The sequence below is a fragment of the Parenemella sanctibonifatiensis genome (assembly GCF_002250565.1).
Classification (GTDB): Bacteria; Actinomycetota; Actinomycetes; order Propionibacteriales; family Propionibacteriaceae; genus Parenemella; species Parenemella sanctibonifatiensis.
In genome coordinates, this window is the sequence record NZ_NMVJ01000001.1 from 244,392 (window position 1) to 259,836 (window position 15,445).

Here is a 15,445-nt window from a genome sequence, read left to right on the forward strand (position 1 = left end):
CCGGGAGATTCAGTCCTCGCGGGCGTCCCGGCGGGCGGCCAGGTGCGCGAGCGCGAGGTCGTAGCCGCCCAGACCCAGGCCGGCGATGATGCCAGTGGCGTACGGAGCGGTCAGCGAGGTGTGGCGAAACTCGTCCCGGGCGTGGATGTTGGAGATGTGGACCTCGATCAGGTCTGCGGTGCGCTGCGCCACCGCGTCGGCGAGGGCGTACGAGTAGTGCGTCCAGGCGGCACCGTTCAGCACCACCGGCAGTTGCTCGTCGGCGGCCTCGTGCAACCAGCCCAGCATCTCGTGCTCAGCGTCGGTCTGGCGTACGTCGACATCGAGTTCGAGGCGGCGCCCGGTCTCGACGAGGTGGCGGGTCAGCCCCGCGAACGTCGTGGTGCCGTAGATCTCGGGCTCGCGCCGACCGAGCCGTCCGAGGTTGGGGCCGTTGAGGACAAGTACGCGTTGCATGCGGGCAGCGTACCGGGCGGGGCCGATCCGCCCGCGACGGCGTCGGTGGCCGATTCTCCGGCTGCGGGATCAGTGCTCGTCGAGGGTGACGCCCAGGCCGGTCGCAAGGTAGGCGGCCGCGAACAGCCCGGCGCTGAGCAGGCAGAGGTAGCGCTGCACCGACCCGGCCTCACCGCGATCGCCACCAGCAGATCCGGTGTCGTGCTGGACCAATGACACCCGTACCTCTCGGGCCTCGGCTCGGCGCCGCAGCATCACCTCGACGCCATGCGGGTCAGGTGCGCCGTCCGACATCAACACCAGCACCGGTCGGGCCTGGGGCACGGGATCGGCGAACGGGTCAGCGAACACGTCGACCGGTTCGACCGCGTCGATCACAGGCACCAGCGCAGTCGCGTCGGCGGCCAACGCGGCCCGACCGCTCGCCTCCCGCAGCGCCTCGGCGAACCGGCGGCTGGCGCGGGCGGCCAGGACCGATCCACCCCACACCAGCGGCTGCGCGTCAGCCAGTTCATAGGCCAGTTCCTTGGCGGGGTTACCGGCCAGATCCACGCCCGGACCGCAGGCGCCGGCGACCGCATCCACTGCGTCCGCGGCCGCGGCCAGGTCGACGGCCGGGCCAAGTTGCAGCCGGTGCAGACCGGCCAACATCACCACGGCCGCCGACACCGGATCCTCGCCGTCGCTGGGCAGCCAGGTCGTGGCGCGCTGCGAGGTCGCCCCCACCAGCGCCGAATCCTCCGGGGAACTCAGCAACACCCGGCTGCCGCGCCGGGTCGCCTCGGCCACGGCCGGCAGCAGCGCCTGCTCATCGCCGCAGCCCAGCACGACCACCAGATCCAGCGGTCCCACCCAACCGGGCAGCGTCGCGGCGCTCCACGCGACCATCGGGACCGGGCAGACCGGCTCCAGCACCGCGCGTACGAAACGGGCCTCCGCCCCGATCACCAGAATCGCCCGTGGGGTCCAGTCAATGCTGAGCTCGCGCAACGCGTCCTGCGCGGCCCCGGCGCCCACCCGGATCCTGGCGCCGGCGCTGGCAATCCAGCGCAGCCGGCCGTCATTGCTCAGCAGCGCCTGCGGGTCGGCGAGCCGGGAGTCGTCGAAGTCGGGCATCGTTCAGCCCCGTTCGGGCTTGCGAGCCTCATCGACCAACAGCACCGGAATCTCGTCCTGGATCGGGTACGCCAGACCGCAGCTCGGCCCGGTGCAGACCAGTTCCTCGCGGTCGTGGTCGACGGCAAGACCCGAGCTGCAGTTGGGGCAGGTGAGGATCTCGAGCAGTTCGGGTGGCAGGGACACAGCCATGTCAGTTCCTCTCGTGGTGTGTGGTCAGGAGCCTCGGACGATGGCCAGGACCTCATCGCGCAGCGCCACCATCGAGGCCTCGCTGCCGGCCTCGATGTTGAGCCGGAGCAGCGGCTCGGTGTTGCTGGGACGCAGGTTGATCCACCACTCCACGCTGCCGGCAGCCTCGGAGACGACGTCATGGCTGCGGATCAGCAGCCCGTCGTCCATGCTGGCCGAGCCGCGTCCCTCGAAGGCCGCCGCCACCTCGGCCATGGTGGCCTGGGCGTCGGCGACGGTGGAGTTGATCTCGCCAGACGCGGCGTACCGGGAGAACTCCCCGGCCAGCTCCGACAGCGGCATGTCCCGGCGGCCCAGCATCGCCAGCACATGCAGGCCGGCCAGCATGCCGGTGTCCGCGGACCAGAAGTCCCGGAAGTAGTAATGCGCGGAGTGCTCACCGCCGAAGATGGCGTTGTGCTGCGCCATTGCCGCCTTGACGTAGGTGTGACCGACCCGGGAGGTGACGATGTGGCCGCCGGCCTCGGCGACCACCTCGGCCACGGTCTGGGAGGTGATGGTGTTGCGGACGATGGTGCCGCCGGGCTCACGCTGCAGTTCCTGCTTGGCGATCAGCGCGGTGACGGTGGAGGGCGAGACGACCTCGCCGCGTTCGTCGATGATGAAGCAGCGGTCGGCATCGCCGTCGAAGACCAACGCCAGATCGGCGCCGTGCTCGCGTACGGCGTTCTGGGCATCGACCAGGTTTTCCGGCTCGAGCGGGTTGGGCTGGTGGTTGGGGAAGGAGCCGTCCAGGTCGGTGAAGAGCTCCACCAGTTCCAGATTGAGCGGGCCCAGCACCGAGGGGATGGTGTGGCCGGCCATGCCGTTGCCGGCATCGACGACGACCTTGAGGCGGCGATCGCCGTCCAGCGGCACCAGCGAATGAAGATGCGCGGCGTACGCGGGCAGCAGGTCCTGCTCGGTGACGGTGCCGGGTGTGCCGCTCGCGGTGACGCCGCCCTCGTCCTCGATGCGGTGGGCCGCGGCGGCGATGTCGATGAGGTGCTGCGGGGTGACCGGGCGGGCCTGGGCAAGGCAGAACTTGATGCCGTTGTAGGCAGCCGGGTTGTGGCTGGCGGTGAACTGTACGCCGGGCAGGTCCAGGTGACCCGAGGCAAACCACAGGCCGTCGGTGCTGGCCAGCCCGATGTCGATGACGCTGGCGCCGCGAGCGGTGGCGCCCTCGGCGAAGGCGGCGGCGAACTGCGGGCCGGTGACGCGCATGTCACGGCCCAGCACGAAGCTCTGACCGGTCAGGCCGAGCACCTCGACGAAGGCGGCGCCCAGCGCCCGGGCGCCGGCCTCGTCCCACTCAGCCTCGGGCCCACCGGCGATGCCGCGGATGTCATTTGCCTTGAAGATGTCTGCCTTGAGCACGCAGCAACACTAGCCCCACCGGAGCCCCAGATGAGTGCGTGTCGGCCTCAGAGTTCGGGATCGCGCAACACCCGCAGGTGACCGCGTCGGCGTACCTCCACGACCTCGGGCGTCTGCTCGATGACGGCGTCGGGGTCGGCGAAGCCGACAGCCCGGACCGCCTCGGCCAGCGCCAACAGGTCGTCGTGGTCTGGCTCGGGGGTGACGTCCGGCTCCGGCAGCCGGATCACTTCCCAGCCCTTCGGCACCGACATGCCCTGGGAGTGCTGCTGGCACAGGTCATAACTGCCCGGCTCGGCCACGGTGGCGAGCGGCCCGAGGACAACCAGGGAGTCGGCGTACACATAGGTCAATGTCGCCACTGCCCGCTGTCCGCACGCCGTCTTGCTGCACCGCCTCGCACTCACAGGGGTCACCGTACGCCGGCGGCACCGTGGCCGGTGGGAGGCGCGACGTTGGGGTACGTGATGGAGCGGGTCAGCCGGGATCGGTCCAGCGCAGGTGCGCAGCGCCGCCGACCAGCGCCGATGCCAGCACCGTGGCGACCATCGCCTGAACGAGGATGGGCGGAACCAAAACGCCGGGCGCGCCAGCTGCGAGCATCAGGATCAGAGCAGCTGGCAGGCCAGCCACGAAGCCTGCCGCGGTCGCTGCCAGGACGATGCCGCTGGTGGTGGCGAGGAATAGGATTGTCGTCGCCCCGCGGCCCATCCCCAACCCGCGCAGGAGCCGGTAGGTCGGCGCGTCGTCCCATGCCGTCCCCAGGTGGGATACGCAATAGAGCGTCGCCATCCCGATCTGTGCGGCGATCACGATCGCTTCCACCACGGGAGGGGTTCGCACAGGCGGCGGCGCTCCCCAACGCAGGTCGGTGGCAGGAAAGCCCGAGGCCTCGACTAACTGGGAGACGCGTGTGCGAAGGGCCGGATCGATCGCACCGCCCGTACGCGAGACGAGAAGCTCAGGCCATGGCGTGATGCCCTGATCCCGGAGAGTGTCAACCGACATGAGGCAGTCAAATTCCGCCGAATCCCCCGGCGGGGCACTGACCAGTGACAGTGGCTGTCCCTGCACTTGTTCGTCAATGCTGATGATGCCGGTGGACGCGGACACCGGACGAAGTGCCACCACAGCACCCGCCTCAAGAGCCTGCCGCTCGCCGGGCCCCAATCCACGGCCGGTGAGGTTGTACCACGCATCTCCATCGACGTCGATCGCGTTGAGAACGCAGGTGTCGCCACCGGCCATTGCGATCACGGCTCGAGGCGCCGCAGTCCAGACCGTCGTGGGTTCACGTGCGCCTATCGCCTCGAACTCCGCCTCGACAGGAGCCGGCGGGTCTTGCCCACGAAGAAGCAAGGTGATGCCCCCAGGCGGCCAGCCCGATGCCTGTGCTTCCTGCTCCGAGGCGCTGATCGTCGCGACAGACAATCCCAGCACAGTCATGGCGAAGGTGCCTGCTGCCGCAGTGAGGCCAAGCGCCCAGGTGCGGCGAGGATGACTGCGAACAAGTCGCCCGATCACCCCGTCCAAGCCCGAAACACGCGGCTTCAGAGTCGGAGCGAGTGTGGCCGCGTTCGAGCTTGGCCGCGCCTCCAATGCCGCGGCCAGGCCGAGCATGATCACCAGTGCCGTGCCGAGAAGCACGAGCCGGGCGGGCGTGTCGCCCAGCCCCGAATAGGTGAACCCCTGCCGATCGGCCACGAGACGCCCCAGCACGCCGCCGAATCCCAGTGCCACAAGAGCGCCGGCGAAGACGCCCACCATGGCGGGGATCAAGGCCTCCACGCAGGCAGCCGTCCGCCAGATGTGGCCGGGGACTCCCGCGGTTCGGGCCGCTTCAGCACTCGCAGCCCACCCCTTCCCTGTTGCCCGCCTCAGCACGAGCAGAACGGCTGCCGCCAATACGATCGATGTACCGAGCAGCACGATCGGACGGCTGTCCAACGGCGATCCGGTGGCAGTGATCGCGTCGGTAGGGGTCGGCATCAACCCGGCTTCGGATTGGAGCGTCGCTCCAGCGGCTTGGCTGCCCGGGTCAGAGCCGACGAACCACACGCGCGTTGGGGGCCCGACCGAGGGCATGTCTTCGAGGCCGATGAAGACGGCCAGAGAGGTCGGGCCATAGGCCGGAGTGTGCCCGACCCCACTGACGGTGTGCTGCGACTCTCCCAAGTCGATCGCGGATCCGACGGACACATTGGCCCGCCGGGCAAACTCCTCGGTGACAACCACCCCACCCCCCGACGGAATCTGCCCCTGCTCCACGGTGAGTGTCATGCCGAATGCCCTGCCCGCCCAGTCCCGCGCTGAGACCATCGTCGGGAAGGTGGTCGAATCCCCACGGGCCGGCACATCGGCGGCAACAAGGGCAGGCTCGGCCGGGCCAAAGCCCGCCTCCTCAATCTGCTCGGCCAGCTGCTCCACCCGGTCCCACTCCGGCACAGGACCTAACACCTCGAACAGGACGGGGGCGGTGCCGGCTCGCTCGAGCCGCAGGCCTGACGAGGAGATCCGGCCGGCGGTGTCGACTGTCATCACCAAGCCGCCGGCTGCAGCCAACACAAACGCGACGCTGGCGGTGATCCACGCCAGCGTTCGCCTGCCCCGGAGCAATCGCAGGCCGAGCCATAAGACCCGGTTCACGAGACCGTCGCCCCGACCAAGTCGACGGTTCGATCAGCGCGTTTCATTACGGCAGGATCGTGGGTCGCGACGATCGCACCGCTGCGGCCCCGTATCGCCGACCGCAGGGTCCCCATCATCTGTTTCGTTGCGTCAATGTCTAGGGCAGCCGAGGGCTCGTCCAGCAGCAGAACCCGCGCCGATGTCGCTACCGCTCTGGCGATCGCCACCCGTTGCTGCTGACCGCCCGATAACGAGTCGGGAAAGCGCTGGGCGAGCGCCGCCAAGCCAAGCTGATCCAACGCCTTCTGGGCCGGCATCCGCCGGCTTTCAGGAGAGATGATCCCGGGCAACTCAACGTTCTCCAGGGCCGTTAGTTCTCGGACCAACTGGAGGTCCTGCGGCACGAACGCAACAATGGCCGGCCGCAGCAACCTCCGCTGACGGGCCGTGGTGATCTGCTTTCGTCCCAGCCACAGCTCGCCGTCCGTCACCGGCAACATTCCCGCGATCGCGCGCAGGATGGTCGTCTTGCCGGTGCCGCTGGGGCCCGTCAGTGCCACCAGTTCGCCCGCCGAGAGGATCAGCTCCTCCATCTCGATGACCGCATCCGGCGCATACTCATGCCGGAACTCGTGCAGCCTCACCAACGGTTCCGCCGCCCGCATCGATGGCCTACCTCCGTGGTAGCGATTGGCACGCTCCCCTGCGTGCTGTCCTCATCGTCACACTCACACACACGGTTGGCAAGAGGTGGAATATCTAGCCGCCTGCCGCTATCACGGTGGTGCTCGTCCGCAGAGGTCAACTCGCGAAGCAACTAGGCTGCCCCCATGTCTCGTGACCGTCACGACCGTGGGCTGCGCGGCCCGCTCGCCACTCGCAACCGGCTCACCGGGTCGGTGGTGCCGCTGCGGCGCGCCCCCAGTGGCCGGGAGTTCTTCGAGAGCTGCGTCAGCGACGCGGTGGATCGCATCAAGCGCCACGCGCCCCAGGTGTTGGTCAATGTCGAGGTCGGTGTCGAGGAGGTGCCGTTCCTGCAGAGCGGCTGGATTTCGGAACGGATTCCGTTGGCCGCCGCCGTGGAGGCCGACGGGAAGCCCGGCGGCCGGGTGGTGCTCTATCGCCGCCCGCTTGAGCATCGGGCCGCGACCCGGCGTGGACTGCAGATCTTGGTGCACCGCACTCTGGTCGAACAACTGTCCGCGCTGACCACCTTCACCGTCGAACAGATTGACCCGGAGGGTCTCACCGACGAGGACTGAGCCCGCACACTCGTCCCCACCAGGTCAGCCCAGTTGCGGATCCCTGGGCGGCACTGGCTGTTCCTGGGCACCCATCGCCGGCTGCGGCGTCAACACCGCCAGCCCCGCGCGGGGCCCCACCTCACGGGTCAGCTGGACGCCGGCGTACACTCGCGGCGCCGCCCCGAAGGTCACCAACGCGGTGCCCTGCGGGACTTCACTCACCACCGCTGCGCCCGGGCCGACCTCGACCTCTCGGCGTTCCAGTTCCTGCCCGCTCGGGTCGATGAAGCTGAGCTCCACCAGCGCGCTCTCCTCGCCCTCGTTGACCAGGTGGGCGTACGCCTGTCCCTCGCGCGGCAGGACCACCACCGCCGGGTCGATGAGTTGCGCCGCCGCCGGTGCATCGCCCAGGTCGGATCGAGCCAGATCCTCGGCGCTGCCCGTGCGTACGCTGGCCACCACCGGCTGACTGCCGGTCACCACCAGGCTGCCGGCCTCGTCCTGCAGGCCTGCGGTCAGGTCGACCGCGAGCGTGGACTGGGCGGCCATCGAAATGTTCTCGGTGCCGATCGGCACGATCCGACCGGTCTCGGTCACGAACTCGACATCGACCTCGGCACGGCGGTCGTGCGGGGTCGCGAGCAGCAGCGTCCGTTCCCCTTCCCCGCCGGCCGCGACCGGGATGACCTGACTGATGGCGGGCTCATGGGTGGCGACGATGAATCGGTTGAGGGCCGGCTGGCCGACACTGCCCTGCTGCCAGACCGACGAGTCCACCCGACCCACCGAGGCGTGGACTCCGACGGTGACACCAGCCGACTCACCGACGCCAGGCTGACCCGCCAACAACGGCTCCAATGGCACCCGAACGGTGCCGCCTCCCGGCACCTCGATGCCTCGGCTGCCGGGCGCCACGATGCGGCCCTGGCTGCCGTAGAGATCAAGATCGACCACCGCACGTGAGTCGTCGGGGTTGGTGAGAGTCAAGGTCGCGTGCCCGTCCTGACTCTCCTGCACGCCGCTGAACCAGCGTTGCGTCGACGGTGCTGCACACGACAGCGCCGCCAGTCCGCCTCCCGGCGCCTCCGGTTGGGCATGGACCACGGTCGCGCCGGCCAACACGGGGCTGCCCAACGCCACCGCCAGCGGGTCCCGGTAGGTCTCCACACTCGTGACGCCCAGCTCACGTGGGCTGGGCTCGACGCCGACCGGCCCCAGGCTCACCGAGCCCACACCCTGGGCGTCGCCAGTGCCGACAGCATGCGACCCGACCACAGCGATCGACTCGCCGTCCCCGGGCACCGCCGGACACAGGGTGGTGCTGGTGCCGGTCACCTCGACGGCATTGACTGGGGCGGGTTGCTGGGTCGGCATCACGATCGATCCGGCCACGACACCGCCAACCGCGACCATGCCGGCCAGCCCCAATGCAAGGCGTTGTGCAGCACTCATGCCGACTCCTCCCCACTGACCATGACATCACTGACCGCGACCCGGCGGGCGTACAGAGCCGGGTCACGTGCCTCCAGCCGGCGTACGCCCGGTGCCGCCGCCACCAGCACCACAGCCAGCCCCACCAGCAGGCCGACGCCCCACCAGATGTGGCCGACCGTCAGTGGCGCCGCCCCGGTTCGGGGCTGCGCATCGAGCACCAGCCAAGTGGTCGCATCCTGCAGTGACGCGCCGCTGCCGAGGCCCGGCGCATTCTCCACCCGTGCCTGGAGCTCGGCATCGCCGCCAAGCAACCGGACGTGCCCCACCCCCAGCTGGTGCAGGTCAGCGGCCAACTGGTCGTCAGCGACTCCATTCAGCAACCGCAGCACGACCGATTCGGCCAGTTCGCGGCCCTCGACATCGGTCCCGAACGGCGCATTGCGTTCGCTTGAGCCGAGCTGGCCGCTGGTGTTGTCCTGCAGATTCCAAGTTGGCTGGCCGGCGCGGGCATCAATGGTCAGCGTCGCCAGGCCCTGGGCCTCAGCGCCACGCAGATAGGCCGGCACGGCGTCCTCGCTGCGCTCCAGCGGCGTCCCGGTGCCACCCAGGAGCCACCAGCCTGATCCCAGCACCAACACCACGGCGGCGATCAGGCCGCCGATCACGGTCAGCACGTGGGCACCGCCCAAGTTGCGACGCGTCAGGCTCGCCACCAGCCCCTGCCAGCCGCGTCCAGCGACCACCAGCGCCGCGGCATAGCCGAGCAGCAGCCAAGTCTCCACCGCCGGGCGCACCTGCCCCGCCGGCACGATCACCACGAGTTGGCTGAGGGCGGCCGCCAGACCGAGGCCGAACACCATCACGACCAGTCCGATGACCTGGCCACGGTCGGCGCGCAGGAAAAGTCCGACCAGCGCCAGGACCAGGATGCCGCCGGCGGCGATCGCATTCAGCCACAGCGGCGCCTGACCGACCACATCGGTCTGACCGAAGAGCAATTGCCACGGATCCTGGGCGGTCAGCGACGCCAGGACCGGGTCGGTGCCGGTCACGAGCCGGCCCGGATACTGCGCCAGGGTCGGCCACCACGGCGACACCAGCACCGCCCAGGCGCCAATCGCCACCAGCAGCCCGACCCAGGTCCTCCAACCGCTGCGATACAGCAGCCCGGCCACGACAACCACGACCGCGTATGCCGCGACCGCTGTCGGGGTGATGGTGCCGAGCAGCAGCAACGCCAAGGCGCTGAGGGCGGCGCCGCGCCACCGCTCGGTGGGCAGGGAGTCATGAGCCGTCACCAGACGTACGCCAGCGGCCACCGCCAACGGCAGCCCCAGCACCCAGACGGCCAGGTCCCAGATGCCGCGGGTGCCGATGCCGATCAGCACCGGCACCAGGGCGTACGCGACGGAAACGATCCAGCGCAGCCGATTGCCAGGAATCAACTGCCGCAGCGCCATTCGCGCCGCCCACAGTCCGATCGGGACCGCGCCGAGAATCATCACGGTCACCAGCCAGTCCGGCTGACCCAATGTCACCAGACTGCTGAGGCCCAGTGCGCTGACCCACGGCGCCCCCGCCAGTCCGCCGCCGCTGGCAAACATGTCGGCAAGGGTGGACACGAAACCCTGCGGCGGAGTCAGCAGCCGGGGCCCGCTGAGCTCACCGGTGCCGAAGAACTGACGAGAGGCGATCAGGGTCGCCAGCACCGCGATGAGGACCCCGACCCAGGTGCGGGAGCGTTGCGTCTGGACCCGACGCGGGCCGGCGAAGTCGTCGCCGGTGAGTTCATCGAGGCTGGCGCGGTCCTCGTAGTCGCGGTAACGCCCCACCAGGGCACCGGCCACCCCTTCGACGGCGCGCGCGACGCTGGACCACCAGCCCGGCACCATCGCATCGGCGCGTTGGCTGGTCTCCCGGTCGGGGCTGAGCCGCCCCACCTTGGCGCGCAGGTCGCGTACCACCGAGCCATGGCGCAGGAAGCCGCCGACCGCCCGGAACTCGTCCCGGGCCCGGCCCGGGGCCTTGCCGAGCAGGAAGCCCAGCGAGCGTAGGCAGCCGGCCAGCACCAGCAAGACCGTGGTGAGGACGGTACGGGCGCCGCCGCGGTGGCCGGCAATGACGCGCATGCCGAGCTCGGCGTCGACGCTGGCAGGCGTACGCCCCTGCAGCCATGGTGCGTCCTCGCGCAGCCCGGCCCGCCCCACCTGGCGGTGGGTGATCTTCGCCTCGGGACAGGTCTTGACGGTACGGCCGGTGAGGTTGACCCGCCAGCCGAAGTCGACGCCGTCGCGAAACAGCGGCACCGTCTCGGTGAAGCCAACCTCGGTGAGGATCTGCCGGTCGACCAACATGCCGCAGGTGGAGACGCCGAGCACTTCGGCCGGCTGATGTTGGCCCTGGTCGATCTCCCCGGGCTCCAGACTGAGTTCGCGGCGGCCGGTCTCGGCGATGGTGACGCCGAGCTCGCTGAGCTGGGCGGCCTCACCGGCTCGGCGGGGGCGGCGCAGCGCGGGGCCGACGGCAGCGACCTGGGGGTCGGCCGCGGCTGCGCTGAGGAGTTCAGTGAGGCTGGCGGGCTCGACCCGGGCGTCGTCGTGCAGGGTCCACACCCACTCTTGCCGATCCGGATCGGTCCGGGCCTGGGCCGGGTCGGAGGCGAGGGCCTCGGCGTCGGCGGCCAGCGCCCGTTCCACAGCAATGCCGAAGCCGGGGGCATCGGGCATCTCGATGACGGTGGAGACCACTGGATGCGTACGCAACAGCTCGACCGAATCATCTCGGGAGCCGGTGTCGACCGCGATCACGCGGTCCGGTTGGTGGTCCAAGCCCACCAGTGAATCAAGCAGGTCCCCCAGCCAAGCCGCGCCATTGCGGGTGACGATCACCGCGCTGACGTGGTGGTGGGAGAGGTCGACGGAGGAGTCGTCGTCGCGTTCATCCACCCATGCCCATGGGTCCTGGTTCACGTCGTGACTCCTGCTCGCCGGTTCGGACAAGCGGCAAGCCTAGCGCCGCAGGCGCCAAGCCGAAGTGCCTCGGTTCAGACCGCCCTCTTCTTCAGCTTGCGACGTTCCCGCTCACTGAGTCCGCCCCAGATTCCGAAGCGTTCGTCGTGAGCCAAGGCGTACTCCAAGCACTCGGCCCGTACGTCGCAGGACTGACACACCTTCTTGGCTTCCCGGGTGGATCCGCCCTTCTCAGGGAAGAACGCCTCGGGGTCGGTCTGCGCGCACAGCGCTCGTTCCTGCCAGCCGAGGGCACCTTCGTCCTCATCGGCCACTGCAATCACAAGATCCAGCATTCGCCCTCCTCGACCATCGGCCACGCAGCCGCATCCTCGTCAACACGATCGGGACGATCCATGCCGGAACACGAACTACATACGTGAAATTACAGCCGCGTGGGCGCAGCAAGTCAAGCGGGAGGGCAAAAAATCAACGAGCCACGCCGAACTTGGCACAGGATTCATCGGCTTGACACCGCGTTCGACCCACTCGCGCCCTGCCACCTCAGTCCGGGGCCGTCGGAGCCGAGATGGGACCCCTCGCGATCAGGCCTCACAGATAGGCGTCTCCGTGCTGTTCGGCGACGTCGGTGAGGAGCTCCTTGACCCGCTCAGCGTCGCTGACGGGGACCACCATGGTGACTTCATCGGTGTGGACGACGGCGAGATCGTTGACCCCGACCAGAGCCACCAGATGGCCGTCCTGACGGTTGATCGCGAGCGAACCGTGAGCGCCGGTGAGGGTGGTGATGCCCTCGCTGACATTGCCGTTGGCGTCGGCGGGCAACTGCTCCAGGAGGGTGGCGTACCCACCGACGTCGTGCCAGGAGATCGGCAGTCGAACCGCCACGACATGCGCATCCGTACGCCCGCGGGAGGCCGGCTCCATGACGGCATAGTCGATGCTGATCTTGGTCAGTCCGGGATAGACCGCCTCGAGCCGCTCCGGGTGCTCGGCGATCTCGCGTACGCCGGCCGCCACATCGGGTTGCAACTGCTCGACCTGGTGCAGCAGGGTCGCGGCCCGCCACACGAACATGCCGGCGTTCCACCAGAACTCACCGCTGGCCAGGTATTCCTCCGCGGTGGCCAGATCCGGCTTCTCGCGGAACTCCTTGACCCGGACCACGGCCTCGCCCGCCCCGACCGGCTCGCCGCGGTGGAGGTAGCCATAGCCCGTGTGGGCGCGCGTCGGCAGCACACCGAAGGTCACCAGCGCCTGCTCATCGGACTCGGCCGCGTCGAAACCACGGCCCAGCGCGTCGCGGAAGGCGTCGACCGGCTCGATCAGCTGGTCCGCGGTGAGCACCGCGATGGTGGCGTCGGGGTCGCGGCGGTGGATGACCGCGGTCGGCCAGGCCACCGCGTTGAGGGTGTCGCGGCCCTCGGGCTCACCCAACAGGTTGGCGGCGGGCAGCTCCGGGAGCTCCTCGGCGACCACATCGGCATAGTCGGCGCCGATGCAGACATAGATCTGGTCATCGGGCACCAGCCCCTGGACTCGTTCGTAGGCGAGCCGCATCAGGCTCTTGTCCTCGAAGAGTCGGAGCAACTGCTTGGGGGTGTCGCGTCGCGACAGCGGCCACAGACGCTTGCCCGACCCGCCAGCCATGATGACCACGTAGCGCATGCGACCACCCTAGGGATCGGGTCGGACAACCGGGGGTAGCTCGCGGGTGTGTCGCCCTATCCTGAGCCATGTGAGCCTCATCGAACACCTCGCCCGTCGCGTCGCACGCAACCCCGGACCGCCCCTGGTGACCTGGTACGGCCGGGGCCCGGACGGGGTTGCCGACGCCCGTACCGAACTGTCGGCGACCACGTTCGCCAACTGGGTCGACAAGATCGCGAACCTGTTGGCCGACGAGATCGACCTGGCCGACGGGGACACTGCCGCGATGCCGGTGCTGCAGCAGCATCCTGGCCATTGGCAGAGTCTGGCGACTGTGTTGGCGGTGTGGCAACGCGGCGCAACTGTGACCGTCGGCGTACCGGGTGGCGACGCCACCATCGTGGGCCCGGACTCCCCTGCTGGCGCCGGCTGGACCGCCGCGCTGTCGCTGCACCCGCTGGGGCTCGGCCTGCGAGACCAGCTGGTCGACGGTGTGGTGGACCTGTGCCCGGAGGCACTGAGCCAACCCGATGCCCATGACGAGGGCTACCTGGACCTCGAGGCGGAGGCCTGGCAGGAGGAGGGCTTCGACCAGACCCACGCCTCGCTGCTCGAGGTCATGCCCGAGCCCGAACGACGGCTGGTCGACCTGACCAACTGGAGCGGCTCGGTCTGGCCGGTGATCGAGGCCGCCGTGATCGCGCCAATCCTGGGCGGCGGTTCGGCTGTGGTCGTCGACGCCGGCGACGTGGCAGCCCTGGCGGCCGCGGAGAAGGCCACCACAATCGTGCAGCTGTAAGCGCGCGCACTACGTGCAGTCGATTCTCGAAACGGACCCGAGATCGGTGTCCGTGCGAATCGACTGCACGTCTTGCGCGAGAGCTGCGGCTGAACCTTCCCATGCATCTCTCCGAGCCCGAGTTCGCCGCGCTGGCCGCTGACCTTGAGTCGGTGCTCGGCCAGCTGCGGATCCCGGTCACCCTCGAGACCCGGCCCTCCCAGGCCTGACGCCCGCCGGTGCGCGTACGCCGGTCAGCCGCGACCCAACCTCAAGATGCTGTAGTTGTGCAGGTCAAACCGCCCGAATCACCTGCGCATCCACGCGATGCTGTAGTTACGCAGGCCGGCGTACGCCGAGCTCAGGGCCAACCGGCGACCCAACGGCAGGTGGCGGGGCGGTGTCGGGGTGTGGTCGGGCGTACCGGAGGGGTACCCGGCGGAGCCGGGGCCCGCGGAGGTGGGCGGGACGCCACCCCCGCCAGCCGCCGGAGACCTACGCGTCCCAACGCGGGCCGGCGTACGCCGACCTCAGCGCTTCAGGCCACGCAGGAAACCGGCACCCCAGGACAGATGCATGCAGGCCAGGACGGCGGGCAGCCGCCAGCGGACCCGCCAGGGCAGTTCGCGACGCAGCAGGGCGGCGCCGGCGGTGACGATCGCGGCGTACCCGATCGGCGCGGCGATGGCGAGCGTGGCGAGCACCGCCAGCCAGCGAACGCGAGCCAGCGGGCCGCGGCCCAGCAGACCGAGGATTCCCACCGGCGCCACGACCGAGCCGACCGCAACACCGGCGGTGGCGATGGGCGGCGCCAAGTAGCGCAGGGTCGCGGTCTCGGGGTGTCGGCGTACCACCTCGCGGCGCCACTGACCGGTCTCGTAGAACTGCCGTGCCAACGCCTTCATCGTGGAACGCGGCCGATAGGTCACTCGCAGCCGCGGGTCGAACCACACCGTGTGGCCGGCCTTGCGCAGTCGATGGTTGAGCTCCCAGTCCTGGGCGCGCCGCATCGTCTCGTCGAAACCACCGACCTCCGCCAATGGGCCACGCCGGAACACGCCCAGATAGACGCTGTCGCTGGGCCCGGCCGGGGAGCGAACCAGATGGAAGGTGGAGTTGCCCAACCCCAACCGCGACGTGTACGCCACTGCAACCGTCTGCTCGAAGGGCGTGCGTCCCTGCGCGTCCATGACGCCGCCGACGTTGGCGGCACCAGTCTCGGCCATCACCTGGACCGCCAGTGTGATGTAGCCGTCGGTCAGTTCTCCGTGGCCGTCGACCCGCACCAAGATGTCGTGGCGAGCCTCGGCAATGGCCAGGTTCAGCCCGACCGGGGTCCAGCCGCGAGGGTTGTCGACCACCCGCACCTGCGGATGCTGCCGCACGATCTCGGCGGCCACCTCGGCGGTGCGGTCCTTGCTGGGAGCCAACGCGATGATGACTTCGACCTCACCTGGATAGGCCTGATCCATGATGCGCTGCACGGCGGCAACGAGGTGCTTCTCCTCGTTGCGTACCGGCATCACCACCGAGACCGGCGGCCAATTCTGGGGGTCCAC

The 15,445-nt window shown here is 69.5% G+C and carries 14 protein-coding genes; 2 read left to right on the top strand and 12 right to left on the bottom strand.

Features of this window, described 5'->3' with window-relative positions; translation table 11 throughout:
* Positions 1-9: 9 nt before the first annotated feature.
* The 7 genes from CGZ91_RS01225 to CGZ91_RS01255 all read right to left on the bottom strand — a co-directional run bounded on the left by CGZ91_RS01225 (position 10) and on the right by CGZ91_RS01255 (position 6,455).
* Positions 10-456: a type II 3-dehydroquinate dehydratase gene (locus CGZ91_RS01225; RefSeq protein WP_094450523.1), complete on the bottom strand. Its 447-nt coding sequence runs from the start codon at positions 454-456 to the stop codon at positions 10-12.
* Positions 457-525: 69 nt separating this feature from the next.
* Positions 526-1,572, bottom strand: coding sequence for a phosphoheptose isomerase family protein (locus tag CGZ91_RS01230; RefSeq protein ID WP_094452155.1), 1,047 nt, complete (start codon positions 1,570-1,572; stop codon positions 526-528).
* A gap of 3 nt (positions 1,573-1,575) precedes the next feature.
* Positions 1,576-1,764, bottom strand: a complete 189-nt coding sequence (locus tag CGZ91_RS01235) for a Trm112 family protein (RefSeq protein WP_094450525.1) — start codon at positions 1,762-1,764, stop codon at positions 1,576-1,578.
* Between the two features lie 24 nt (positions 1,765-1,788).
* Positions 1,789-3,183, bottom strand: coding sequence for a phosphohexomutase domain-containing protein (gene manB / locus CGZ91_RS01240; RefSeq protein ID WP_094452156.1), 1,395 nt, complete (start codon positions 3,181-3,183; stop codon positions 1,789-1,791).
* A gap of 47 nt (positions 3,184-3,230) precedes the next feature.
* A complete protein-coding gene (locus CGZ91_RS01245; protein WP_267490218.1) occupies positions 3,231-3,590 on the bottom strand; it encodes a DUF3499 domain-containing protein in 360 nt (119 codons plus the stop codon).
* A 70-nt stretch (positions 3,591-3,660) separates the two neighbouring features.
* Entirely contained in the window at positions 3,661-5,721 is a 2,061-nt protein-coding gene (locus CGZ91_RS01250; RefSeq protein WP_144008447.1) for a hypothetical protein, read from the bottom strand.
* A 104-nt stretch (positions 5,722-5,825) separates the two neighbouring features.
* The gene (locus CGZ91_RS01255; RefSeq protein ID WP_179229161.1) at positions 5,826-6,455 is read right to left on the bottom strand and encodes an ABC transporter ATP-binding protein; all 630 of its coding nucleotides are present in this window, start codon (positions 6,453-6,455) and stop codon (positions 5,826-5,828) included.
* A gap of 186 nt (positions 6,456-6,641) precedes the next feature.
* On the opposite strand from CGZ91_RS01255, the gene CGZ91_RS01260 reads away from it, so the two are divergent.
* A complete protein-coding gene (locus tag CGZ91_RS01260; protein ID WP_094452160.1) occupies positions 6,642-7,073 on the top strand; it encodes a metallopeptidase family protein in 432 nt (143 codons plus the stop codon).
* A gap of 24 nt (positions 7,074-7,097) precedes the next feature.
* On the opposite strand, the gene CGZ91_RS01265 is transcribed toward CGZ91_RS01260, so the two are convergent.
* The 4 genes from CGZ91_RS01265 to CGZ91_RS01280 all read right to left on the bottom strand — a co-directional run bounded on the left by CGZ91_RS01265 (position 7,098) and on the right by CGZ91_RS01280 (position 13,126).
* Positions 7,098-8,507 carry a DUF5719 family protein gene (locus CGZ91_RS01265; RefSeq protein WP_094452161.1) on the bottom strand — a complete coding sequence of 470 codons (1,410 nt, stop codon included), beginning with the start codon at positions 8,505-8,507 and terminating at the stop codon, positions 7,098-7,100.
* Entirely contained in the window at positions 8,504-11,458 is a 2,955-nt protein-coding gene (locus CGZ91_RS01270) for a glycosyltransferase (RefSeq protein ID WP_179229162.1), read from the bottom strand. Before CGZ91_RS01270 ends, CGZ91_RS01265 begins: the two co-directional genes overlap by 4 nt.
* Before the next feature lie 74 nt (positions 11,459-11,532).
* The gene (locus CGZ91_RS01275) at positions 11,533-11,793 is read right to left on the bottom strand and encodes a WhiB family transcriptional regulator (RefSeq protein WP_094450533.1); all 261 of its coding nucleotides are present in this window, start codon (positions 11,791-11,793) and stop codon (positions 11,533-11,535) included.
* A gap of 256 nt (positions 11,794-12,049) precedes the next feature.
* Positions 12,050-13,126, bottom strand: coding sequence for a mannose-1-phosphate guanylyltransferase (locus tag CGZ91_RS01280; RefSeq protein ID WP_094452163.1), 1,077 nt, complete (start codon positions 13,124-13,126; stop codon positions 12,050-12,052).
* Positions 13,127-13,196: 70 nt separating this feature from the next.
* Between CGZ91_RS01280 and CGZ91_RS01285 the strand changes: the two genes are divergently transcribed.
* A complete protein-coding gene (locus CGZ91_RS01285; RefSeq protein ID WP_094452164.1) occupies positions 13,197-13,907 on the top strand; it encodes a TIGR03089 family protein in 711 nt (236 codons plus the stop codon).
* Between the two features lie 509 nt (positions 13,908-14,416).
* On the opposite strand, the gene CGZ91_RS01290 is transcribed toward CGZ91_RS01285, so the two are convergent.
* Complete coding sequence (locus tag CGZ91_RS01290) at positions 14,417-15,445, bottom strand: glycosyltransferase family 2 protein (protein ID WP_267490219.1); 1,029 nt, start codon at positions 15,443-15,445, stop codon at positions 14,417-14,419.